This is a genomic window from Methylotenera mobilis 13, assembly GCF_000384255.1.
In the GTDB taxonomy this organism is placed as follows: domain Bacteria; phylum Pseudomonadota; class Gammaproteobacteria; order Burkholderiales; family Methylophilaceae; genus Methylotenera; species Methylotenera mobilis_B.
The window spans coordinates 435,652-458,428 of sequence record NZ_KB913035.1 but is presented as its reverse complement, the minus strand read 5'-3'; the positions used below and the strand labels follow the sequence as shown (position 1 = coordinate 458,428).

Here is a 22,777-nt window from a genome sequence, read left to right as displayed (position 1 = left end):
AATTAAAAGCGTCATTAAATTATTTATGGCACTGGTACCATATGCATCCGTGCCTGTATCGTTCCCGTACGCCTATTAAGGTAACGTGTATACTGATGCTTATCGTAAAAACGTGGATTAGGAATCATCGCTGCCAACCTTGCAGCCTGCCCCTTGCTTAGGCGAGCTGCACTCGTTTTGTAATAATGTCGTGCAGCGGCCTCTGCGCCAAACACACCATTACCCCACTCAATCACGTTGAGATAAGTTTCTAAAATACGGCGCTTAGACATCGTCTTTTCCAGCATCACAGTAATAATTGCTTCTTGCGCTTTACGCCAAGGTGTTCTTTTTGTAGATAAAAACAAGTTCTTTGCTAATTGCTGACTAATGGTCGAACCTCCTGCCACAATCTTGCCTTTTTTCAAGTTTTTCTCATAGGCTTTTTGGATACCGTCCCAATCAAAGCCCTCATGATTAAGAAACTTTGCATCCTCTGAAGCAATGACTGCGCGCTTTAGGTTGTTAGATATCTTTTCATAATCTACCCATTTATGTTTAAGCTCAGCCTCTGGTCGCTTTTCTTGAATAACCTCTAATCGATCTTCCATAAAAGCGCTAGAAGAAGGATTAAATTTAATCCACCAGCAAATATGCAGAAATATCCAAACCTGATACAACAAAACAAAACTCACCAAAAGCACAGCCGCTCGTGCAAGATATCCACCTACACTCAAAGACGATGCATTAGGTTTGTTATTCATCAACCAATCTATCATTTTGCTAGCGCCCTAATCTTATCCATCACAGGCTTAGTGTCAGGATGCACACCACGCCACAAATAAAAAGCCTCAGCAGCCTGCTCAACCAACATACCTAAACCATCTGCGACTTGCGCACCATTACGGCGCGCTTGTGCCATGAAAGGTGTTTCACGACCATACATCATGTCATACGCAAGACAATTTTCAGCATATACTGTGTCAGGAATTGGCAAAACAGAATCAGTTAAACCTGTTGACGTGCTATTAATGATCAAATCAAACGTCAGCTCATCTAGCTGATCAAAACGCTTAGCCACACATACAGTATCACTTCTACTTAAATCAACAATCTCTGAAAGAATTTTTACAGCATCTTCAGCTTTAGCAAAAGTACGATTTGAAATGACTATAAGACTTGGCTTTGCTTCGACTAAGGGTTGTAGTACTCCAAAAGCGGCCCCCCCACTACCAAGCAAAAGCACTCTTTTGTTTCTAATATCAAACTTTAAGTTCTTGGTGATATCGTTAACCAGTCCTAACCCATCAGTATTATCAGCAACAACAGCCCCATTTTCCTTAAATAACAGGGTGTTGGATGCCCGAGCTCTATTGGCAAAAGGATTAACTGTGCCATTGATAAGTGCAAATTTCAAAGCCTCAAATTTGAAAGGCACAGTTACATTTACACCTTTGTAGCCTTTTGCTATAAGATCATGAATGACTGTAGCAAAACCACCATCCACTGGTGCAAGAATACGCTCATAAGTCATGGCCTGCCCAGTCTGTTGAGCAAAAGCCTCATGAATTAAGGGAGATTTACTATGCGCAATCGGGTTACCCACTACCGCGTAACGGTCAACACTATTTAACGGCTCAACATAATGATTGGTCATTGATTAGTTAGTCCAAGGCAAGCCAGCATGTTTCCAACCATTAATAAGCGTGCGTTGCTTTTGCTCATTCGCATCCCCTTCAAAGCCCTCTAGTACGTTATATGCATGCTGATACCCTAAAGACTCAGCAACTAAAGCAGCGTTATGAGAACGCCCTCCAGTACGGCATAAAAACATCAGTACCGCATTATTATCTACATTCTTTTGGTTAAGCTGTGCCTGTAATTGCGCTGCAAAATCTGGGTTAGCCACCATACCCGGATAAAATGCCCACTCAACATGCAAGGCAGATGGCACACGCCCCACCAGTTCCAGCTCCGCCTTGGTGCGCACATCAATCAACTGCGCCCCTGCACTGGCTGTCAAAATCTCATACGCCTCTTGTGGCGTCAACGCGCCAGCATATGGCAATCGTTTTTCAATTGCTCGCTTTTCTGCAAGCGCAAAAATTTCTTGTATATCTCTCATGATGTATTCACCCTTAATTACATGACCAAAAACAATCTGTTAACACCTTTTTCTTACACCATTACGGCTGTTCGAATTATAATAAACTATCTTTCAGATTATACTTATACCTGTTGATACAAACCTCGTCACCAATGCACATTTGCACCATTTTTGTGCGAAAAATAATAAAAGGCATTAAATTGGTGCATTAATTTAAGGCGATTTTTATTTACCCTCTAAAATTCAAGCGTTTAACGCTATCCAGATTGGCACGTTTCCTGCTAATCTTCTGAGTTGAATTTTTACTTGTTTTATTTTAACCCACACCACCATAGGAGATTCTAATGTCAGTGGAAAATGTAATGAAATTGGTAATCGATAACGACATTAAATTTGTTGATTTTCGTTTTACCGATACACGCGGCAAAGAGCAACACGTAACAGTGCCAGTATCGCACTTTAATGAAGACAAATTTACAGAAGGCCACGCTTTTGACGGCTCTTCTATCGCTGGCTGGAAAGGCATTCAAGCATCTGACATGCAATTAATGCCAGACCCAAGCACCGCATTTATCGACCCATTCTTCGACGAGCCAACATTAGTATTGACTTGTGACGTGGTAGATCCTACTGATGGTAAAGGCTATGACCGTGACCCACGTAGCTTGGCAAAACGTGCTGAAGCATACTTAAAATCAAGTGGCTTAGGCGACACAGCTTACTTTGGCCCAGAACCAGAGTTCTTCATTTTTGACAGCATCCAATGGGATGTTTCAATGAACGGTAGCTCAGTGCGCATCAACTCTGAAGAGGGCGCATGGTCATCAAACGAGAAATTTGAAGGCGGCAACACAGGTCACCGTCCGGGCGTTAAAGGCGGCTACTTCCCAGTGCCACCAGTCGATTCATTACACGACATCCGTTCAGCAATGTGTACAACATTAGAACAACTAGGCGTGCCAGTTGAAGTACACCACCACGAAGTTGCAACTGCTGGCCAATGTGAAATTGGTACAAAATTCAGCACATTGACACAACGTGCTGACTGGACTCAAATCCAAAAATACGTCATCTTGAACACAGCTCACGCTTACGGCAAAACTGCTACATTCATGCCAAAACCATTCGCTGGCGATAACGGCTCTGGTATGCACGTTCACCAATCAGTTTGGAAAGATGGCAAAAACTTGTTCGCTGGTAACGGCTACGCAGGTTTGAGCGAGTTCGCACTTTACTACATCGGCGGTATCATCAAACACGCTCGTGCATTAAACGCGATTACAAACCCAGGTACTAACTCATACAAACGTTTAGTACCACACTTCGAAGCACCAGTTAAATTAGCTTACTCAGCTAAAAACCGTTCAGCTTCTATCCGCATCCCATTTGTGCATTCTGACAAAGGTCGCCGTGTTGAAGCACGCTTCCCAGATCCAATCGCTAACCCATACTTGGCATTCTCAGCATTGCTAATGGCTGGTTTAGATGGCGTACAAAACAAGATTCACCCAGGTGAAGCTGCAACTAAAGACTTGTACCATCTTCCACCAGAAGAAGATGCTAAGATCCCAACAGTTTGCGCATCACTAGAGCAAGCGTTGGAAGCACTTGATGCTGACCGTGAGTTCTTAACTAAAGGTGGCGTATTTACTAACGACTGGATCGATGCTTACATTGCATTGAAAATGGAAGAAGTAAACAAAGTACGCATGACACCACACCCAGCTGAGTTTGGCTTGTACTACTCTTGCTAATGTGTTGTTAGTTTGATCTAAATAAAAAGGGCGATCTACTCGCCCTTTTTATTTGCCTGCGCATATACAGCAGCAGTAATCATTGCAAACATTAGTGCCGCATCTATATCAGCGTCAACCTAATACGATATGCATTCGTTAAACGATCACTTGCTAACAACAACGCCAAGCATAATCAATGTTGCCTTATTTAACTAACTCTAATAAACTCACCTCATGAAAAAACACTTATTCTTATCACTGATTGCCATTACGCTCTCAAGCCATGCATTTGCTGAAATTTATAAGCGTGTAGATGCAGATGGTCGAGTCACTTACTCCAACATCAAAAGCAAAGGCGCCACTCGCCTAGAGCTAGACCCTGATGCCAACACCATCTCAAATGACCGCCCCAAAGCCACAAGCCCATCTAGTGCTAAGCGTGCACCAACACCAGAGAGTTTTCCAAGAGTCGATGCCAACACTCAAAATCAACGTGATGGCAAGCGCAGAGAGATTCTACAAAACGAACTTGAAGCTGAGAAACTAGCCTTAGACGAGGCAAAAAAAGCCTATGCAGAGGGCGAGTCCAACCCTGAAGTTTACAAAACCGCATCCGGTAAAACGTTCAGAAACGTTCCAAAATTTGAAGAAAAAATGAAAGACTTGCAGGCAACTGTAGACAATCATAAGAAAAATATTGAGCTGTTGCAGAAAGAATTAGACTCCCTACACTAAATCATTAAGCATAAAGTAGGCTCGATAGCCGACACCGCACCATTTAGGTGCAGTGTCGGCTTTTTTGTTTTCTAATACTGTTATACTTAATACATTAAAAATAGATGATTGATTAAAATTAATCCATGGTGGATTGAGTACATGCTAATCATAAAAAATATTTTATTATTGATATTCAATCAGTTATGTTTCGCCACTTAGAATTAAGCCATGTTTTATTAAGTTATTGATGAGACACACAGAATCTGGTCTATCTCTTGCTTATGATATGGCAATCAATGAAATGACGAGTGAAGCACTATTATGGTTCAACCAACGCCAGACCACTTTGCTGGACTAGAGCATTTAGCTACGGCCATCATCCTGCTGGATGACTATCGCGTTGCCTATGTTAATCCAGGCGCAGAAATTATATTTGCCTTTAGTGCAACTCAAATTATTGGTCAGCACATCAATGAAGTATTTCCGGATTGTGAAATATTAATGCTCGCAATCAACAATGCGATTAAAGAGCAAAGCCCATTTCGAGAACATGAGTTCACCATCAGCACTCACAGACACAACTCATTTGCTGTCACATGCACGGTCACACCAATAGAGTCTGCTGTAGCAAACCTAATACTAGAGTTCCAACCTATGGATGCTCAGTTAAGGATAGCCCGTGAAGAGCGCATGCTAATACAACAGCAAGCGAATGCGGAGTTGCTACGTAACTTAGCACATGAAATACGCAACCCGCTTGGCGGCCTCCGTGGCGCGGCTCAACTACTAGAACATGAGCTACCATCGCCGAGCTTACGCGAATATACTCAAGTCATTATTAAAGAGGCTGATCGATTACAAGCGCTGATGGATAGGCTTTTAATCCCACATCGTGTACCAAAGTACCAACCAACGAACATACACGAAGTTCTAGAACGCGTCCGTAGCCTACTATTAGCAGAGTCACCTCGCAGCATACTGATCAAACGTGACTACGATTTAAGTTTGCCAGAGCTAATAGGTGACCGTGAAAAGCTAATTCAGGCTGTATTAAACATTGCACGCAATGCAGTTCAGGCTATGCAGTCTAGCAAAACACCTAACAGCCAAATTACGTTTAAGACGCGTGCAGAACGACAAGTGACACTCGCGAGAAAACGCTATCGTGTCGCGATTAAACTAGAAATTATCGACAATGGCCCGGGCATTCCAGCCGACATTCGCGACCGAATCTTTTACCCATTAGTTTCAGGTAGCGAAGGTGGTACAGGCTTAGGTTTAACGTTGGCACAAACGTTTGTGACACAACATCATGGCATGATTGAATGCGAAAGCGTACCGGGAAATACACGCTTTACAATCTTGTTACCAATTGAAACAACAGCAATCAAGCCAGCATCAAAAACACAATAAACTTTCTTGGGGCGACACAAACCTCCAATGTATCAGTAGTACTAATAATTTAAGAATTAAACAGCAACTTGCATAATACGTAAGCATGATAGGTAAATGAGAAGCATATGAAACCAATTTGGATTATTGACGACGACAAATCAATTCGCTGGGTCTTTGAAAAAGCACTAGCCCGTACAGATCTCGAGTTCAAGACATTCCCTTCTGTAGTTGATGCGCTGAACGCACTGGATCATGAGCAACCACAAGTAGTGGTAAGTGACATTCGCATGCCAAATGGCTCTGGGTTAGATCTCTTAAGTGAAATGAAGCGCAGACACCCCGATATACCAGTCATTATCATGACAGCTTACTCTGACCTTGAAAGTGCAGTGGCTGCGTTTCAAGGTGGTGCATTTGAATATCTTGCCAAACCATTTGATGTTGACCAAGCCATCGACATTATCAAACGCGCTGTAGAGGAAAGCACCAGACAAGCCTCAGAAAATGGATTTAGCTCGGTTGCTGAAGATACACCTGAAATCATTGGCCAAGCCCCTTCTATGCAAGAGGTGTTTAGAGCAATCGGACGTCTAAGCCGCTCGCACGCCACGGTATTAATCAACGGCGAGTCTGGTAGCGGCAAAGAGTTAGTCGCGCGCGCACTGCATCGCCATAGCCCACGTGCAGACAAGCCGTTCATTGCGATTAACACTGCAGCAATTCCGAAAGACTTATTAGAGTCAGAATTATTTGGACACGAGCGCGGCGCATTTACTGGAGCAGCTGCCGGAAGACGTGGCCGCTTTGAACAAGCAGATACTGGCACTTTATTTCTAGATGAAATTGGCGACATGCCAGCAGATCTACAAACCCGTTTATTACGCGTTCTTAGCGACGGTCAATTTTATCGTGTAGGCGGCCACCAACCGATTAAAGTGAATGTGCGTATTATTGCCGCCACTCACCAAGACTTGGAAGAGCGCGTTAAAAATGGTTTATTCCGTGAAGACTTATTTCACCGCCTGAATGTTATCCGCCTGCGTTTACCAGCACTGCGTGAACGCCGTGAAGACATCCCGCTGCTCATCAAACATTTCCTACAACATAGCGCTACCGAACTTGGTGTTGAAGCAAAACAGCCGTCAGTTGCAGCACTTAAATATTTAAGTGCCGTGAACTGGAGCGGTAACGTTCGTCAACTCGAGAACGTATGTCACTGGCTCACTGTCATGGCGCCAGGGCAGAACATTGACATTGCGGACTTACCGCCTGAACTAAAACAAGATGGCAATAAATCCAGCACTAACGACTCTTGGCAAGAAGCACTTGCCGCAGAAGTGACCGATGCACTCAACCGTGGCGAACAAAATGTGCTAGAAACTCGCACTCAAATATTTGAGCGAATATTAATTGAAAAAGCGCTAGAACATACGCATGGCCGAAGAATCGAAGCCGCTAACCAATTAGGGATGGGGCGTAATACGCTAACAAGAAAAATTCAAGAGCTGGGAATAGAGGAGTAAAAAGTGAGTCCACACCACTATTAATCACATCTTTAACTATTTAGGTGATTTCTGAATAAATTAGCATCAAGGAATTGGCCTTCAAGTTTTTATGTCAGCGAAGATCAGCTAGATTTAATAGTAGACATTAGACCTTCATATCAACTCAACTAGCTATATTGAGAGGTGAGGCAACATAATATTAAAAATTTCTACTCACACAAATAAAAAAACGGCAACCTAGGTTGCCGTTTTTAGCTATTACTTTAATTGCACTGACTTACGTCAGCCTTATCCTAGAAGAATAAGATTGCGCCTAAAGAGATAGTTTTTGCTTTACCATCTGCATCAGCAGCTGCGCGATTGCTTACTTCACGCTCTGATTCTGAGTACTCAGCAACTAGATTCAAGTGTTTTGTCAATGGGTGGTAAGCACCAACTGTTACCATTGAATCTTGTACTTCGCTGAATGTGTCACCTGAGTTACCGTCAAGTGTAGATTCACCGTATGAAACACCTAATTTAGTACCTACACCTGGAAGTGTATATGTACCTTGCAAGTACCATTGGTCTGAATCACGTGATTTACCAGCAGCATCATAACCACCGTTCAATTGGAATGTTTGACCGATACCGTCACCTTGACCGTAGTAACCAGTTAAACCAAAGCCAGCTACGTTTACGTTAGCACCGATGTCCATTGCAGTTGCACGGTCAGAACCAGCAGCACCTGACAAGCCAGCTACTTTTTGTGAAATACCAGATGTCCATACTTTACCTGATACATCGCCAGCCCATTCGTATGAAGCTTTAGCTTCGTATGCTGATTGTGCACCACTACGGTCATTACTTGTAACACCACCGAAACCACCGGCTGTTAAGTTCCAACCTTGTGTTACACCAGCTGTGAAGCTGAAGCCATTCCAGTTTGGTGATGAGTAAGCAACTTGTGATTTCCAGTCAGCGTACATGAAACCTGAACCGATACGACCTAGTGTCGTTGTGTTACCTGACAAGTTACCAGCACCAGCACCAACACCTAACAATGTCATATCGTTCAAGATAGCGTCAGAAGCGTAGATACCTAAATCTTTACCTAACTTGATAGAACCCCATGATTTGTCACCGAATGTCAAGAATGCTTGACGGTTTTCAGCACGGCCACCATTAGCAAGATCATTATTCTGATTACCTGCGTTGTTTGATGATGCACCTGGGTTCATGCTGATTGTGAAACCAACATCTAAATCATTTTGACGAGTTTTACCAGAAACTGATAGGTAGTTTGGTAACAAACCTGTAGTAATGTTGTTTTGTGAAGAACCGTTACCATTACCTAAACCTAAAGCAGCAGTGCCAGCACCTGCATCACCGCTGTAAGATGTAGTAGTGTAGTAAGCGTTTACAACGCCACCGATGTCTAATGTCCAATCGCCAGCTGGGATTGTGATACCAGCTTGTGCGCTTGAAGCTGCAGCTACTAGAGCTGATGCAACTGCTAATTTAATTGTTGTTTTCATATAAATCTCCTAAAAAATATTACTATTTTTATTACTCGATTACCTCATCAGTTTGTCGCCATGACAGCAACCAAACCAAAGAGAAAGTTTGCAAACTCTCTCAACGTTTACTACTTAAGTAGCATTCACTAAGAAGGTAGAGCGTAGTATGCACAAAGATATTTACCGTTACAACTAAAAGTTGGGTTTTTTGTCACAATTACTTACATTTGTTGTAAATTTGCAACATTGGTGATTTGTACCTATATCAGATAGTCAGTGTTTGATACTTTACTAGTACATAAAATAAGCAAGAATCCAATTAAGGAATTAGCACTCAAGTTACTAGCAAGCACTAACAACCTCATGATTGAAATTACAAATACTCTTCTACTGTAAATAGTTTACGATGCTCTCTAATGGCAAATCGATCTGTCATCCCTGCTATATAGTCGGCCACAGCACGTGCTTTATCTACTTCTGCATATATTTGAAACTCATTAGGTAACAGCCCGACATTTTCAAAAAAGCATGAGAACAGCTCTCGAACAATCCTTACTGCCTTTGCACTCATGCGATTCACTTTGTAGTGCTGGTATAGGTTTTTACGTAAAAATTGCTTAAGTTTTAGGTTTTGCTCAGCAATATCAGGACTAAATCCCACCAGTTGAGGTAATTGTCGAATATCTTCAATGCTGGCAGGTTGATGTTGGCCTATATTATGCGCACTTTGTGTGCACAAATCGACAACCAAGGTATTAATCATTCGGCGGATCGTTTCGTGTATCAGCCTTTTTTGCTCTAGCTTTGGATATCGGGTCCTTACCTCGGCTAAATTTTGTGCGAACAACTCGACTTTTGACAACTGCTCTACGCTGATTAAACCAGAACGTAATCCGTCGTCAATATCATGATTGTTATAAGCAATTTCATCTGCATAGTTAGTTAATTGCGCCTCTAAGCTTGGGCTGGTCTTATCAATAAAACGTTGGCCAACATCACCAAGCTGCTTAGCGTTTTTAATTGAGCAGTGCTTCAGTATCCCTTCACGCACTTCAAACGTAAGATTTAATCCATCAAAATCCGCGTAGCGTTGTTCTAATTGATCAACAACCCGAAGCGATTGAAGGTTATGCTCAAACCCACCAAATTCACGCATACACTCATTGAGCGCATCCTGTCCTGCATGTCCAAATGGGGTGTGCCCAAGATCATGCGCCAATGCAATCGCTTCTGTCAGATCCTCATGCAAATGAAGTGTGCGTGCAATCCCTCGTGCCATTTGTGCAACTTCAATACTATGCGTTAACCGAGTGCGGAATAAATCTCCCTCATGATTAACAAACACCTGTGTTTTATATTCTAGTCGACGAAAAGCGGTAGAGTGAATAATGCGGTCGCGGTCGCGCTGAAATGCATTCCTTGTAGATGAGGCAGGCTCATCAAAGTGTCGACCTATTGATTGTTCTGGGTTAGCTGCGTAGGGGGCAAGTGTGTTCATGTTTTTACTTTAATTTTAGGCAAAGAGTTTATAGCCAGATACATCAGTTATCCCAATAGACTAACATCTATCATTAAAGCCATTTAAACAATCAGCACAATTGACAAATGTTTAATCAACAACCCTTTGTCACAATCGCTTAACAATTACTGGACTGGAGAAAGTGATAAAGTCTCTTTAAGCTTTTTCTCATCGTAGTCACTGGTAATCACAGATTTTCCTATTCCCTGTTGCAACACCAATCTAATTTTTCCATCTGCGACTTTTTTATCAAGTTGCATCAAGTCCAAATACTTTTCCACGCCTAATTTTGGCGCTTCTAAAGGTAAATTTGCCGCAGTTAATAGAGCATAAATGCGCTTAACATCCTCGGGCTTCAGCCAGCCCATGCGGGCAGACAAGCCTGCCGCCATCATCGTACCGGCAGCAACCGCCTCTCCATGCAACCAAACACCGTAGCCCATTGCATTTTCAATCGCATGTCCAAATGTATGACCTAGGTTCAACAATGCTCGCTCACCAGTTTCATGTTCATCACGCGCGACCACATCTGCTTTATTTTGGCATGAACGATAAATAGCCTCAGTAATAGAAGACTCATCTAATGCCATTAGCTGATCGATATGCATTTCCAGCCAATCAAAAAAATCAGGATCTCTTATCAACCCATATTTAATGACCTCAGCCATCCCAGCAGAAAACTCACGTGATGGTAAAGTTTGTAATGTATCGATATCTGCCAGCACTAATTGCGGCTGATAAAAGGCACCAATCATATTTTTGCCAAGCGGATGATTAATGCCCGTTTTACCACCAACGGAAGAGTCAACCTGAGAAAGCAAGGTCGTAGGAATTTGTATAAATGGCACACCACGTAGATAAGTAGCGGCCGCATACCCCGTCAAATCTCCAATGACTCCGCCGCCAAGCGCAATGAGCGTGGTGCCACGCTCGCATCTATTTTGGAGTAGCGCGTCATAGATAAGATTTAGCGTTTCACTATTTTTGTAGGCTTCACCATCTGGCAATATAATTGAAATAAAAGAAACGCCAGCAGCTTGTAATGAAGCGCTTAATTGCTCAAGATAAAGCGGCGCAACCGTTGTATTCGTCACAATTGCCACATGTTTTCGCTTTAGATGCGGCAAGATCAGATCTGCATTTGAAACAAGTCCGCGCCCAATATGAATTGGGTAACTTCTATTCGCTAATTCTACTTTTAATGTTTGCATCACAGTTTACTTTTTTACCATTTATTTTTTCAACAAGTCTTCAATATAACTAGTTATTTCTAGTGCAGATTGTGCCCCAGTATCTACAATATAATCAGCTAGTCCAGTGTAAATTGGATCACGCTCTATATATAAGCGTTCTAACTTCTGCTTCATGTTTCCACCTTGGAGCAAAGGTCTCGTTTTATCGTGTCGTGTGCGCTGATACAAATCATTTACTTTGCCGCGTAGATAGATAATTTTTCCGCTATTTTTTAACAATGTCCGATTTTCAGGCATTAATACAGCACCACCACCAGTTGCCATAATAATATCATTCAACTGGCACAACTCTTCTATCACTAAATTTTCCCGCTTACGAAAACCATCCTGGCCCTCTAACTCAAAAATCAGTGGAATTTTCACCCCTGTTTTACGTTCAATCTCAACATCAGAATCATAAAACTCTTTATCCAACTGCTTAGATAACATGCGACCGATTGTAGTTTTACCGGCACCCATTAGGCCTATAAAGTAGATATTATTCAATTTAAAACCACCCCTATTGCTTAGCAACATTTTTATTATGTGGTGCATGCAGCTTTCGCCAACGCGGTACTACAGATAAATCCTGAAAATAAAATGCCCATCTGTTCTTGATGGGCATTTTATCAAAACTATTAACTTAGTAGCTATTACATAACACTTACATGACTACTGCAGGGTTAAGCGCTCATCTACGATTCTTGGTGTAATGAATATCAACAATTCTGTTTTGTCATTTTGGCGAGTTGTCTTCTTAAACAAATGACCGAATAAAGGCAAATCACCAAAGAATGGTACTTTATCTACATCATTACGTTCAATTTGCTCAAAAATACCGCCAAGCACAGCTGTTTCACCATTACCAACAAGCACTTGCGTATTGATATTTTGAGTATCAATAGAAGGGACGCCGTTAAATATTTGACCTACTTTATCTTTCTTAATATCAAGCTCCATGATGATTTTCTCATCCGGGGTAATTTGTGGTGTGACTTCTAAACTTAACACTGCTGGTTTAAATGCAACGTTAGTGGCTCCACTGCTAGACGCTTGCAGGTAAGGAATTTCAGTACCCGATGCAATTTTAGCTTTACTTTGGTTAGCTGTAATGACCCGAGGACTAGAAACAATTTTGCCACGTTGGTCCGACTCCATTGCAGTTAACTCTAGATTCAATAAAAGCCCTGCAGCTACATTATAAATACTGTATGCAATGGAGCCTGCCGCATTTGCTACCGCCAAATTTGACATTAAATCAGGTTGGCCATCAGAGCTCGTAAACACATTGCCATCGGTTAATGCCGTCTGGACAGAACCATTATGCGTACCTTGTGTAATTGTAGTTGCGGTTGTTGCTGTAGGCCTATTACCTATCGAGCCACTTAGGGTTGCATTAGTATTGCTACCTGGCTTACCAGTCTGAGTAACGCCCAGCCTTGCTCCCAGCGCTTTACTGTACTTATCATCAGCAAGCACCAATCGAGATTCAATCATGACCTGCTTAACGGGAACATCCACCCTATTGATTATTGCCTGTATTTCCTCCAGTTTCTTAGCTGTATCCTGCACAAACAATGTATTAGTTCTAGCATCGTGATTGACACTACCTCGCTCAGATAAAATTCTATTACGCATCCTGCCAGCACCTGCAGCACCTCCAGCGGTGCTTGATCCACCATTCAATATCGTTTTAAAATCCTCTGCTTTTTGATATTTTAGTGTAAATGACTCTGTTTTTATTGACTCTAAGCTTTCTTTTTCTTGCTGTGCAGTCAACTCAGCCTTTTCTTTTGCGGCCAACTCATCTGCTGGCGCAATAAGAATAACATTGCCATTTTTTCGCTTATCCAAACCCTTACTTTGCATGATAATCTCAAGCGCCTGATCCCAAGGCACGTCTTTCAGACGTAATGTAATATTTCCTGTCACTGTATCGCTGCTAATAATATTTAACCCTGTAAAGTCTGCAATCACTTGCAAGACTGACCGGACTTCAATATTTTGGAAATTTAAAGATAGTTTTTCACCAGCATATCCTGGTTTTGAGCCCCGGACCAACTTGTTTGGATCCTCAACAACCTGACGCACATCAATAATGAATTTTTTATCGGCCTGATATGCTGACTGTTCCCAATTGCCTTTAGGTTCAATCACCATACGTCCATTTTTACCCTGCTTCATCGTATCTACAAAAAGCACTGGCGTATTAAAGTTCGTGACATTCAAGCGACGTTGCAAATTAACAGGCACATCAGTATTGATAAAGTCCACTTCAATCACTTTACCTTTTTGCTTGATATTGATACCAGCAGACGGATCTGACAAGTCAACAATAATGCGCCCCTCACCGTTTTTACCTCGTGCAAAATCTACATTGTTAATTGAAACGGAATTTACACCGCGAACAGGTTCGGAAAACTTAGTTTCCACGTTCACAGCACTAGTAACTTCATTCGCCTGTAACAAAATAGTTACTTCGTTGCCACTTGCTGATGCGCTATAACCAACATTTTTTGTTAGATTGAGTACCATTCGGGTACGATCTTTACCCTGCGCCAGCGTCACACTTTTTAGCGCTCCCGCATCAGCTGCGATACTGTTCTTCGCTAACCCATTACCCACTTTAGGAAAATCTAATGCAATGCGAGCTGGACTCGTTAATGTAAACCCAGCTGGTGGGTTTGCTAAGGGCTGCGTAGTCTTTACACGAATACTCACTCTTCCACCAGGTAAGGTTGAATAATCGACACTCTCAATTTTATTCGTCAACCCCGACTGATCTTCAGCAAGAAGCGTTGTCGTGCCTAGCATCAAGGAAAACAACATAGTTGCTTGCAAAAAACTCGATATCCAATTATTCATTTTCATTATTTCACCTTAAATCTTACTTCCTAAAAACATGAGAACTTTCAGGACCTAATGCTATGTCACAATAAATTGACCGCATTCAAACTAAGCACTACGAAATACTTTGTAATACCTTTTAAAATTACGTGTTAGTGGGGTTTTTACAGCCATTGTTAGAGTTATTCCTCTTGTAAAACGAGACTGGATGTACGTTCCACCCAGTCGCCAGTCAGATCATCTTGCACAATCTCAGTTAAGACAACTTCTCCATCCATAATTTGTGTAACTCTGCCGAAGTTTTGCCCCACATAACTACCTAATTTAACTTGCTGAACAGACTCATCCGGCGTTTTAAGTAAAGCATACGTCAACTTACTTTTAGACAGCAGACCAACATACTTTAGACTTTCAAGAGGATAAGCCTCCATTGGCTCTCTAGGACGATTCAAATTAGGTTGCAAAACACTAGACTTGTTAACAGCCTTACGTGCACGGAACGGATCAACCAGCGTGCCATCTGCGTTGTATTGCAAAACCATATATGGCTGAACTTCTGGTAAAGGTTTAACTCTTGGCTTTACTCCTTTAGTAGCATCGCGCATGTACTGGTCAAGGTCATCACCGTCTTCAAAGCTACACCCACTCAATCCAGCAGTGAGTAAGCCAAAAAATAAAATAGGCGTGACAGCAAGAAGAGAAAATATTCTTTTGATAAAATGAGTTACGGCCACTATTTACCTTTCTTACGAGATTTAGCTTTTTCACTTTCAGCTTTACGTTTTTCCGCAATCTCTGCCGCGTCTAAATACCGGTACGTTTTAGCTACCGCTTCCATTACCAAGGTGCTATCACTTGAGTTTGGTTTTGCTTTTACATCCTTACTTTTATTGGCAGCGTCTTTGTTAGTGACAAAAACTTCACCCAACGTCACGATTCGAGACAGTTTTGATATATCAGTCGCGAACGCGCCTAGATCGTGATACGCACCTGTGACCTTAATTGAGATCGGCATTTCTGCATAAAACTCCGCCTGCGTTTCTTGACCAGGCTTAAATAACTCAAACTCCAGTCCACGAGCAAGTCCAGCCTGATTAATATCTGTTAACAATCCATCAATTTGTGAGCGGTCTGGCAGTTGTTTTAGTAAGGCACCAAAAGTCTTTTCAATTTCAACCATTTGCGCCTGATATGCTTCTAAATTAATCGCCTGACTTTTTTTCTCAAAATATACTTTTCTAAGTTCTTCTTCTTTTGCTTTTTCTGTATCGAGTGTTTCTAGAGTCGGACTGAGCACCAAATAATACCCAAGTACCAATAGTACGAAAAATACCACCCCCAATAACACTGCTTTAACAGGTGCTGGCAAATTACCTGCGTTATTGATGTCGATATTATTAAAATCTTCTAACTTCATGATTTTCTCGCACTTCCAGCTGTCGCTTTAGCACCTGCATCATCTGTTTCTGTTATCGGCGTTTTTAAGCTCACCTTGAGCGTAAATAAGTTTTGTTTCTGCACTCCTACGGTGATAGCCTTAATTTCTATCAAAATGGGAGATTCCATCCACTCAGATTGATTAAAGTTACGCACCAATGTCGCCACTCTGGCGTTGGTATCTGCAACGCCCTCAAGGGTAATAACTTTACCTTCCTGCTTGATACTTTTGATGTACATGCCTTCTGGCAGTTGACGACTAATTTCATCAAAAACGATAACCGACTGACTTCGATTAGTCTGCAAATTCTCAACAACCTGCTTACGCTCAAGCATTGCACTAATCTGCTCTCTCAAATCTTTAATGTCAGCGATTTCTTTGTCTAACTTTGTAATCGCATTATTAAGACGCTGATTACGCTCAAGCTGTGAGTCAACCTTACTATTGATAATAGTATAGGCCATGAACAGAATTGCACATGCAGTAACAGCACTGAACAAGGCCATCAAACCAAACTCTCGTTGCCTTGCTTCACGCCTAATTTGACGATGTGGTAATAGATTGACGCGTATCATATTGCGAACCCTCGCATTGCAAGCCCACAAGCAATTAATAATGCAGGGGCATCGGTAGCAGCCTGCTGCGGCCTGACCTTCGCACTAAGCGCCATACTGTGGAATGGATTTGCAACAATGGTATTTACCTGTGTGCGATCTTGAACTGTTAAGTCAATCTCAGGAATAGAAGCACAGCCACCTGCAAGCACGATATGATCAACGCGGTTATATTGCGTTGAACTGGTGAAGAACTGCAACGCTCTAGCAACCTCCATCGCAAGCAGTTGAACAAAAGGCTGCAATACTTCACTTTCATAACTATCGGGCAAGCCTCCCTTACGCTTGGCGATTTCCGCTTCCTCTTGCGACAAGCCAAAGCGTCGCTGTATTTCTTGCGTTAATTGCGCGCCACCAAAACTTTGCTCGCGTGCATAAATGGGAACATTATCGTGCAACACGTTAATGTGCATCATGGTCGCACCGATATCAACAATCATGACAGTTTGCTCACGTCCAGCATTAGGCAGTTGCCCTGCGACCAATGTGTATGCAGCTTCAGTAGCGTAGGACTCAACATCCATCACTATCACCTTTAGACCTGCGCCCTCAGCGGCAGCGACACGATCTTCGATTTTTTCTTTACGAGCGGCAGCGATGAGCACTTCAACTTCATCTGGATTATTAGGTGCAGGCCCGAGCACCTGAAAGTCGAGATTCACCTCTTCGAGTGAAAAGGGGATGTACTGATTAGCCTCCGCTTCAACTTGCACTTCCATGTCCTCTTCACGGAGATCTGCAGACATGATGACTTTTTTAGCAATGACAGCAGAAGACGGCAAAGCCAAGGCCACACGCTTCTCACGCGAGCCAAGCAGCTTCCAGCCTAGCTTCACAGCATCAGCAACCTTTTCAAGGTCGCCAACATTGCCATCAGAAATCGCGTCTTTTGCAAGCGGGGAGATTGAATAGTTCTCGAGTTTGTAACCACCACGCCCATCACTAATAAGCTCAACCATTTTCACTGAAGTTGAGCTTATATCTATTCCTACTAGCGGGGGTACCGATTCTGTAAAAAAGCTGAATTTCAAATTGAAATTCCTTTTCTGATTTCGTTAGTTACGAACATTTCTAATAATTTACATTAAATCCTAGCAACAACTTTAAACCCTGTAAAGCAATTTTTCATTTATTCAAATATTTAAGTTTATCTATCAGATAATTCGCGTCAACTTGCATAGCAATTTATAATAGCGTTACATTTTTATGTTTAAAGAAACCAATCACCCATGACTCCAAACAAATGGTGGCACTATCTTTTGTTAACTATCGTTGTTAGCGGGCTTTCTGCCATTGCTTTTGTCGGGATTGCTGTTGCAGTCGTTTACCCAAGCTTACCATCCCTTGAAACGCTCACGGACTATCGGCCTAAGCTACCATTACGAGTTTATTCTGAGGATGGCTTTTTAATCGAGGAATTTGGTGAAGAACGACGCGCCTACGTGAAAATCACTGACGTACCCAAAAGCATGAAAGATGCAGTATTGGCGATTGAAGATCGCCGCTTTTATCAGCATGGCGGCATTGATACTAAAGGCATTCTTCGCGCCATCAAAAATAATCTCACCGGCGTTAGCCACGAGGGGGCAAGCACTATTACCATGCAGGTGGCCAAGAATTTTTTTACCAAACCTAACGGCAAACGTACTCTTGGCACAAAAATCAATGAAGCTTTACTCGCCATCAAAATCGAGAATAATTTAAGCAAGGATAAAATTCTTGAGTTGTACATCAATCAAATCTATCTTGGTCAACGTTCTTACGGTTTTGCAGCAGCGTCACAAGTTTACTTTGGCAAGCCGTTGGAAAAGTTAAATCTAGCGGAAACAGCATTGCTGGCTGGGTTACCTAAAGCACCATCCGGCTATAACCCTTACACGCATCCTAAGCGCGCAATCGCTCGTCAGAACGAGGTGCTACGCGATATGTATCGTTATGGATTCATTGAAGAATCCGTGTATAAAAAAGCGCTTAACCAACCGCTTCGATTTAAAGCATCTAGACAATCCCGTGATTTATCAGCAGATTATGTTGCTGAAATGGTAAGGGAAAGCTTATATGCAACCTATCAAGACGAGATTTATAGTAGTGGCCTAAAAGTTTACACAACCATCCGAAAAGCGAATCAGGAAGCAGCAAATAATGCGCTCAGAGATGGAATCTTAGATTATGACGCGCGCCAAGGTTATCGTGGACCAGAGAAACTGCTTAAATTAAATCAGCCAACCACGGATGCAGACAAAGAACTAATGACTGAAGCGCTCAGTGATATTGAAATATCAAACGGTCTCATGCCAGCAGTGATTACAAAAATTGCAGAAAAATCAATTAGCGTACATACAAAATATGGTGATGACGTTGAAATTAGTGGCAAGGGTCTAGCATTAATTGACAGGACGCTTAATGAGAAAAACCACGAGAAGCGCCTATTAAAAGTGGGCGCTGTGATTCGCGTTCTAAACGCATCTCCATCTACCCAATCAGGTCAATGGCGAGTGGTTCAATTACCCCAAGTTGAGTCTGCGCTCATTTCCATAGACCCTGAAACTGGTGCAATTCGCGCGTTGGTAGGTGGCTTTGATTTTAATCGTAACAAATTCAACCATGTCACCCAAGCATGGCGCCAACCAGGCTCTAGCTTTAAGCCTTTTATTTACTCAGCAGCCTTAGAAAAGGGCTACACGCCAGCAACCATTGTTGAAGATGAACCATTAAGTTTTTCATCTGAAGAGACAGGTAATACAGAGTGGACTCCACAAAATTACGATGCGACGTTTGATGGCCCAATCCGCCTGAGACAAGCCTTAGCAAAGTCTAAGAACATGGTGGCGATTCGCGTGTTAGAGAATATTGGTAAGGGTTATGCTCAAGATTACATTACTCGGTTTGGATTTTCTGCTAAGAATCACCCTGCTTATATGACAATGGCGCTAGGTGCGGGCTCAGCAACACCGATGCAAATGGCAAGTGCTTATGCTGTATTTGCAAATGGTGGTTATCGAGTTAATCCATATTTAATTTCCAAAATTGTGGATCATAATGGCAAACTAATTTCTAAAAATAAGTTTGTTACAGCAAAACAAGATGCACCGCGTGTTATCGACGCCCGCAATGCGTTCATCATGAACTCAATGATGCAGGACGTTGTGAGATACGGCACTGCAACCAAGGCTCTACAGCTCGGACGTGGCGACATTGCTGGCAAAACAGGGACGACAAACGACCATTTTGACGCATGGTTTACTGGTTATAGCCCAAAACAAGTTGCAGTGACATGGGTTGGGTTTGATAAACCTAAACGTCTAGGTCGCAACGAAACAGGCGGCTCAACTGCATTGCCGATTTGGATTAAATATATGGCAACCGCCCTAAGAAATGTACCAGAAACTGACATGCCAGTACCCGATGGAGTGATGGCGCTACGCGTAGACCCAGTGACAGGAGTTAGAGCTGACAATGATGAGAATGGCATTTACGAGTACTTCTATCATGAGAACCCTCCTCCAGAAGCGGAGTTTTCTCTGCCAGATCTGTTTGACAGCGGTACCGATACACCATTGAACCAGCCGCAGCAAATACTACAACCTGAAATCACTTTGCAGCCGAAGAACTTAGCGCCAAAAACACCTGAGCAACTATCAAGATTTAAAGACCCTAGTACGGCAAAAACAATTAAGCCTGCTGATGTTGCCAATAACAAAGATTTGACCGCAAACAAAGCCGCTGAGCCAACAAAAGCTAAAAAACCTGATCCTAGTAATACAAGCACTGCTAGTGAGCAGGTTCAACAGTTATTTAATCCACATTAAGCTCAAGCACTACTGGTGTATGATCAGAAGGGCGCTCCAGCTTACGTGGCGCTTTGTCTATGTACGCTGCATTACATAGCGGCTTAAGCGAGTCACTTACTAGTATATGGTCAATGCGCATCCCAAGATTTCGTCTAAAACCCATCATACGATAATCCCACCAGCTAAAACTCTTTTCAGGCTGATCAAACAACCTAAAACTATCATGCAAGCCAAGATTAGTTAAACGACTAAATGCCTCTCGCTCTTGCGGAGAAACCAATATCTGCCCTTCCCAAGCCACTGGGTCATGACAATCACGGTCTTCAGGTGCAATGTTGTAGTCACCTAGCAACGCTAGCTTCGGATGCTGTACCAGCTCTGTTTTAAGCCAGCTGTTTAACGCAGATAACCAGCGCATTTTATATTGATACTTATCTGAATCAACTGCCTGCCCATTAGGAATATAAGCGCACACAATACGTATTCCATTAACATCTGCGGCAATGACTCGCTGCTGGTCGTCATCAAAATTAGGAATATTATGCTGTACGTTAAGAATAGGATGACGACTAATAATTGCCACGCCGTTATAAGTTTTTTGACCAATATGCACGGCATGGTAGCCTAGTTCACGCAACGCCTCGTAAGGAAACTTGCTATCCTCTTGCTTTGTTTCTTGCAAACAAAGTACATCTGGCTGATTAGCCGTTAACCAGTCAACCACGTGAGGCAAGCGCACATTAAGAGAATTGACATTCCAGCTAGCTAGTTTCATAGGCCTATGATATTAAAAAAGTACGAAAAAGGTTTGCATATAGCGGTGCGCAACTCTAACACGCATCATCACATGGGTCAAAAACCAGACTATGCTGAAAACCATGCACCTAAAAATTTTAAATGTACTCTCTCATGCCACAATCATTAGAAAAATATAGGTCACACGTATTCAGTTTAACTGAGTATGGTAAAGTCCGTTTTTTAGAAAAACAAGCCTATGATTAAAGCCGCAATATTTGATATGGACGGCTTGCTGATTGATTCAGAACGTATCATCATGCAAGCTTGTATGACTGCCGCACAACAAGTTGGCATCACTTACACACAAGCTGAATATATTGAGCTCATTGGCCTAGCGGGGCCAGACTCCACACGTGTAATGACAGCACAATTGGGTGGTACTGAACGATTCAATCAAGTCATGGTAGGTTTAGATGCAGAACTAGCAAAGCTAAACCATACTTTCCCGCTCAAACAAGGCGCCCTTAAGCTACTCCAACATTACCAAGACAATCAAATTATATGTAGCGTTGCCTCATCATCCGCCACGCACCACATTATTCATCGCTTAAGCCAAGTTGGAGTCATTGATTATTTTAGCCACATCACCAGCGGACAAGAAGTAGCGCGAGGCAAACCCAACCCAGACATTTACCTACTAGCGATTGAAAGATTAGGCTTGAAAGGAGAACAATGCATTGCTTTTGAAGATAGTGAGGCTGGGGCGCGTGCGGCGATTGCCGCAGGACTGAAAGTGGTTGTCGTGCCAGACTTAATACAGCCAAGTGACTTTGTCAGCAAACACAGCCATCAAGTGGTTGATAGCTTGTTAGATTTCTTAGACCGAATGTAAAGGCTTCATATGCCAAACATGCTCTGTAGCGGCACATTTACCCTTTAACCCACCCGCAACACCTACGCTGGCTAGCAAAGTTAAATCGTAGCTGGTTTGGTAATACTGCTTAACTTCATCTGCCCCTATAGAAAACGGCGGGCCAGCCTGCAAGGCTTGGTCATACTCAAAACAAACCAACAACTGAGGCGCTGGGTAGGTAAGCGCCATTAAATGTGTAGCATAATCTTTACGCATCTCCGCGGGCAGCGCCACCAAGGCTGCTCGGTCATACACAGCATCTACACGCCCCAACATATCGGGCGATACATGAAAAATATCGCCAACAAACATATCAAGATTGAGGGTGCTGTAATGTGTGACTTCACCTAACTGACTAATTGTTGGTATTAAACCAATATTTTTAAATAGCTCTTGGATGGCAATTTCGCTTAGCTCGGCACCGACAACGCGATAGCCTTGTGCAAGTAACCAAGCAATATCCAATGTTTTGCCACAGAGAGGTAAAAATACCCGGGAACCATGTTTCAAATTAAGGCTGAAGAGGTGTGCGACCAATAACGGATTAGCTTCAGGTAAGTGAAAGCCTATTTCGTTTTTTTGCCATTTTTGGTGCCAGAAGTCGTGTTGCATATTAAATTCTCTTAGGGTGAGCAACTTCTTTGCCCACAATGTTTATAGCTACATAAATTACAAGACAGCGCATCATCGCTGGTCATGCCAACCTGAAGCACAACTTATTCATCATACACAATTACACAAGCGAAC

20 protein-coding genes are annotated in these 22,777 nt (G+C 42.5%); 6 read left to right on the top strand and 14 right to left on the bottom strand.

From position 1 onward, the window contains the following. Positions 1 to 23 precede the first annotated feature (23 nt). Genes mtgA through A391_RS0102165 form a run of 3 tightly spaced genes read right to left on the bottom strand, consistent with a single transcriptional unit; the run spans position 24 to position 2,104 of the window. Positions 24 to 758 carry a monofunctional biosynthetic peptidoglycan transglycosylase gene (gene mtgA / locus A391_RS0102175; protein WP_019896996.1) on the bottom strand — a complete coding sequence of 245 codons (735 nt, stop codon included), beginning with the start codon at positions 756 to 758 and terminating at the stop codon, positions 24 to 26. Then, positions 755 to 1,636 (bottom strand): shikimate dehydrogenase, encoded by an 882-nt coding sequence (aroE, locus tag A391_RS0102170; RefSeq protein WP_019896995.1) that lies wholly within the window; start codon positions 1,634 to 1,636, stop codon positions 755 to 757. Before aroE ends, mtgA begins: the two co-directional genes overlap by 4 nt. 3 nt (positions 1,637 to 1,639) lie before the next feature. Continuing rightward, entirely contained in the window at positions 1,640 to 2,104 is a 465-nt protein-coding gene (locus A391_RS0102165; protein ID WP_019896994.1) for a rhodanese-like domain-containing protein, read from the bottom strand. A gap of 326 nt (positions 2,105 to 2,430) precedes the next feature. Here A391_RS0102165 and glnA point away from each other — a divergent pair, with 326 nt between their 5' ends. The 4 genes from glnA (at position 2,431) to ntrC (ending at position 7,457) form a co-directional block, all read left to right on the top strand. After that, complete coding sequence (gene glnA, locus A391_RS0102160; RefSeq protein ID WP_019896993.1) at positions 2,431 to 3,840, top strand: type I glutamate--ammonia ligase; 1,410 nt, start codon at positions 2,431 to 2,433, stop codon at positions 3,838 to 3,840. A 216-nt stretch (positions 3,841 to 4,056) separates the two neighbouring features. Then, positions 4,057 to 4,557, top strand: coding sequence for a DUF4124 domain-containing protein (locus A391_RS0102155; protein ID WP_019896992.1), 501 nt, complete (start codon positions 4,057 to 4,059; stop codon positions 4,555 to 4,557). 303 nt (positions 4,558 to 4,860) lie between these two features. Next, the gene (glnL, locus tag A391_RS0102150; RefSeq protein ID WP_019896991.1) at positions 4,861 to 5,952 is read left to right on the top strand and encodes a nitrogen regulation protein NR(II); all 1,092 of its coding nucleotides are present in this window, start codon (positions 4,861 to 4,863) and stop codon (positions 5,950 to 5,952) included. Positions 5,953 to 6,059: 107 nt separating this feature from the next. After that, positions 6,060 to 7,457: a nitrogen regulation protein NR(I) gene (ntrC, locus tag A391_RS0102145; protein WP_019896990.1), complete on the top strand. Its 1,398-nt coding sequence runs from the start codon at positions 6,060 to 6,062 to the stop codon at positions 7,455 to 7,457. 275 nt (positions 7,458 to 7,732) lie between these two features. Here the strand turns inward: ntrC and A391_RS0102140 are convergent, their stop codons facing one another. The 9 genes from A391_RS0102140 to A391_RS0102100 form a co-directional block, all read right to left on the bottom strand. Continuing rightward, positions 7,733 to 8,956 carry a porin gene (locus A391_RS0102140; protein ID WP_019896989.1) on the bottom strand — a complete coding sequence of 408 codons (1,224 nt, stop codon included), beginning with the start codon at positions 8,954 to 8,956 and terminating at the stop codon, positions 7,733 to 7,735. 355 nt (positions 8,957 to 9,311) lie between these two features. Continuing rightward, positions 9,312 to 10,436 carry a deoxyguanosinetriphosphate triphosphohydrolase gene (locus A391_RS0102135; RefSeq protein ID WP_019896988.1) on the bottom strand — a complete coding sequence of 375 codons (1,125 nt, stop codon included), beginning with the start codon at positions 10,434 to 10,436 and terminating at the stop codon, positions 9,312 to 9,314. Positions 10,437 to 10,582: 146 nt separating this feature from the next. Beyond that, positions 10,583 to 11,668, bottom strand: coding sequence for a 3-dehydroquinate synthase (aroB, locus tag A391_RS0102130; RefSeq protein ID WP_029143931.1), 1,086 nt, complete (start codon positions 11,666 to 11,668; stop codon positions 10,583 to 10,585). A 21-nt stretch (positions 11,669 to 11,689) separates the two neighbouring features. Then, positions 11,690 to 12,226, bottom strand: a complete 537-nt coding sequence (locus A391_RS0102125) for a shikimate kinase (RefSeq protein WP_019896986.1) — start codon at positions 12,224 to 12,226, stop codon at positions 11,690 to 11,692. Positions 12,227 to 12,361: 135 nt separating this feature from the next. Next, complete coding sequence (pilQ, locus tag A391_RS0102120) at positions 12,362 to 14,560, bottom strand: type IV pilus secretin PilQ (protein ID WP_019896985.1); 2,199 nt, start codon at positions 14,558 to 14,560, stop codon at positions 12,362 to 12,364. A 158-nt stretch (positions 14,561 to 14,718) separates the two neighbouring features. Beyond that, on the bottom strand, positions 14,719 to 15,270 hold the full coding sequence (locus tag A391_RS0102115; protein ID WP_019896984.1) for a pilus assembly protein PilP: 552 nt from the start codon (positions 15,268 to 15,270) through the stop codon (positions 14,719 to 14,721). Continuing rightward, positions 15,270 to 15,953, bottom strand: coding sequence for a type 4a pilus biogenesis protein PilO (locus tag A391_RS0102110; protein WP_019896983.1), 684 nt, complete (start codon positions 15,951 to 15,953; stop codon positions 15,270 to 15,272). The genes A391_RS0102115 and A391_RS0102110 overlap by 1 nt, the downstream gene beginning before the upstream one ends. Next, positions 15,950 to 16,549 (bottom strand): PilN domain-containing protein, encoded by a 600-nt coding sequence (locus A391_RS0102105; RefSeq protein WP_019896982.1) that lies wholly within the window; start codon positions 16,547 to 16,549, stop codon positions 15,950 to 15,952. The genes A391_RS0102110 and A391_RS0102105 overlap by 4 nt, the downstream gene beginning before the upstream one ends. Then, positions 16,546 to 17,619 carry a pilus assembly protein PilM gene (locus A391_RS0102100; RefSeq protein ID WP_019896981.1) on the bottom strand — a complete coding sequence of 358 codons (1,074 nt, stop codon included), beginning with the start codon at positions 17,617 to 17,619 and terminating at the stop codon, positions 16,546 to 16,548. The genes A391_RS0102105 and A391_RS0102100 overlap by 4 nt, the downstream gene beginning before the upstream one ends. A 198-nt stretch (positions 17,620 to 17,817) precedes the next feature. Between A391_RS0102100 and A391_RS0102095 the strand changes: the two genes are divergently transcribed. Then, positions 17,818 to 20,397 carry a penicillin-binding protein 1A gene (locus A391_RS0102095; RefSeq protein WP_019896980.1) on the top strand — a complete coding sequence of 860 codons (2,580 nt, stop codon included), beginning with the start codon at positions 17,818 to 17,820 and terminating at the stop codon, positions 20,395 to 20,397. On the opposite strand, the gene xth is transcribed toward A391_RS0102095, so the two are convergent. Beyond that, complete coding sequence (xth, locus tag A391_RS0102090; protein WP_019896979.1) at positions 20,384 to 21,154, bottom strand: exodeoxyribonuclease III; 771 nt, start codon at positions 21,152 to 21,154, stop codon at positions 20,384 to 20,386. The two genes, A391_RS0102095 and xth, sit on opposite strands and share 14 nt — an antisense overlap. Positions 21,155 to 21,373: 219 nt before the next feature. On the opposite strand from xth, the gene A391_RS0102085 reads away from it, so the two are divergent. Next, positions 21,374 to 22,009 (top strand): HAD family hydrolase, encoded by a 636-nt coding sequence (locus A391_RS0102085; protein ID WP_019896978.1) that lies wholly within the window; start codon positions 21,374 to 21,376, stop codon positions 22,007 to 22,009. Here A391_RS0102085 and tmpT read toward each other — a convergent pair. Next, entirely contained in the window at positions 21,995 to 22,642 is a 648-nt protein-coding gene (tmpT, locus tag A391_RS0102080; RefSeq protein ID WP_019896977.1) for a thiopurine S-methyltransferase, read from the bottom strand. The two genes, A391_RS0102085 and tmpT, sit on opposite strands and share 15 nt — an antisense overlap. Between the last annotated feature and the right edge of the window lie 135 nt (positions 22,643 to 22,777).

What these genes read in the sequence shown, in the direction of transcription:
- aroB (WP_029143931.1), bottom strand. Translation starts at nt 11,668, where the DNA reads ATGCAAACATTAAAAGTAGAATTAGCGAATAGAAGTTACCCAATTCAT.
- tmpT (WP_019896977.1), bottom strand. Translation starts at nt 22,642, where the DNA reads ATGCAACACGACTTCTGGCACCAAAAATGGCAAAAAAACGAAATAGGC.
- A391_RS0102155 (WP_019896992.1), top strand. Translation starts at nt 4,057, where the DNA reads ATGAAAAAACACTTATTCTTATCACTGATTGCCATTACGCTCTCAAGC.
- A391_RS0102165 (WP_019896994.1), bottom strand. Translation starts at nt 2,104, where the DNA reads ATGAGAGATATACAAGAAATTTTTGCGCTTGCAGAAAAGCGAGCAATT.
- pilQ (WP_019896985.1), bottom strand. Translation starts at nt 14,560, where the DNA reads ATGAAAATGAATAATTGGATATCGAGTTTTTTGCAAGCAACTATGTTG.
- A391_RS0102140 (WP_019896989.1), bottom strand. Translation starts at nt 8,956, where the DNA reads ATGAAAACAACAATTAAATTAGCAGTTGCATCAGCTCTAGTAGCTGCA.
- glnL (WP_019896991.1), top strand. Translation starts at nt 4,861, where the DNA reads ATGGTTCAACCAACGCCAGACCACTTTGCTGGACTAGAGCATTTAGCT.
- A391_RS0102095 (WP_019896980.1), top strand. Translation starts at nt 17,818, where the DNA reads ATGACTCCAAACAAATGGTGGCACTATCTTTTGTTAACTATCGTTGTT.
- A391_RS0102110 (WP_019896983.1), bottom strand. Translation starts at nt 15,953, where the DNA reads ATGAAGTTAGAAGATTTTAATAATATCGACATCAATAACGCAGGTAAT.
- A391_RS0102135 (WP_019896988.1), bottom strand. Translation starts at nt 10,436, where the DNA reads ATGAACACACTTGCCCCCTACGCAGCTAACCCAGAACAATCAATAGGT.
- xth (WP_019896979.1), bottom strand. Translation starts at nt 21,154, where the DNA reads ATGAAACTAGCTAGCTGGAATGTCAATTCTCTTAATGTGCGCTTGCCT.
- A391_RS0102125 (WP_019896986.1), bottom strand. Translation starts at nt 12,226, where the DNA reads ATGTTGCTAAGCAATAGGGGTGGTTTTAAATTGAATAATATCTACTTT.
- glnA (WP_019896993.1), top strand. Translation starts at nt 2,431, where the DNA reads ATGTCAGTGGAAAATGTAATGAAATTGGTAATCGATAACGACATTAAA.
- ntrC (WP_019896990.1), top strand. Translation starts at nt 6,060, where the DNA reads ATGAAACCAATTTGGATTATTGACGACGACAAATCAATTCGCTGGGTC.
- A391_RS0102085 (WP_019896978.1), top strand. Translation starts at nt 21,374, where the DNA reads ATGATTAAAGCCGCAATATTTGATATGGACGGCTTGCTGATTGATTCA.
- A391_RS0102105 (WP_019896982.1), bottom strand. Translation starts at nt 16,549, where the DNA reads ATGATACGCGTCAATCTATTACCACATCGTCAAATTAGGCGTGAAGCA.
- mtgA (WP_019896996.1), bottom strand. Translation starts at nt 758, where the DNA reads ATGATAGATTGGTTGATGAATAACAAACCTAATGCATCGTCTTTGAGT.
- aroE (WP_019896995.1), bottom strand. Translation starts at nt 1,636, where the DNA reads ATGACCAATCATTATGTTGAGCCGTTAAATAGTGTTGACCGTTACGCG.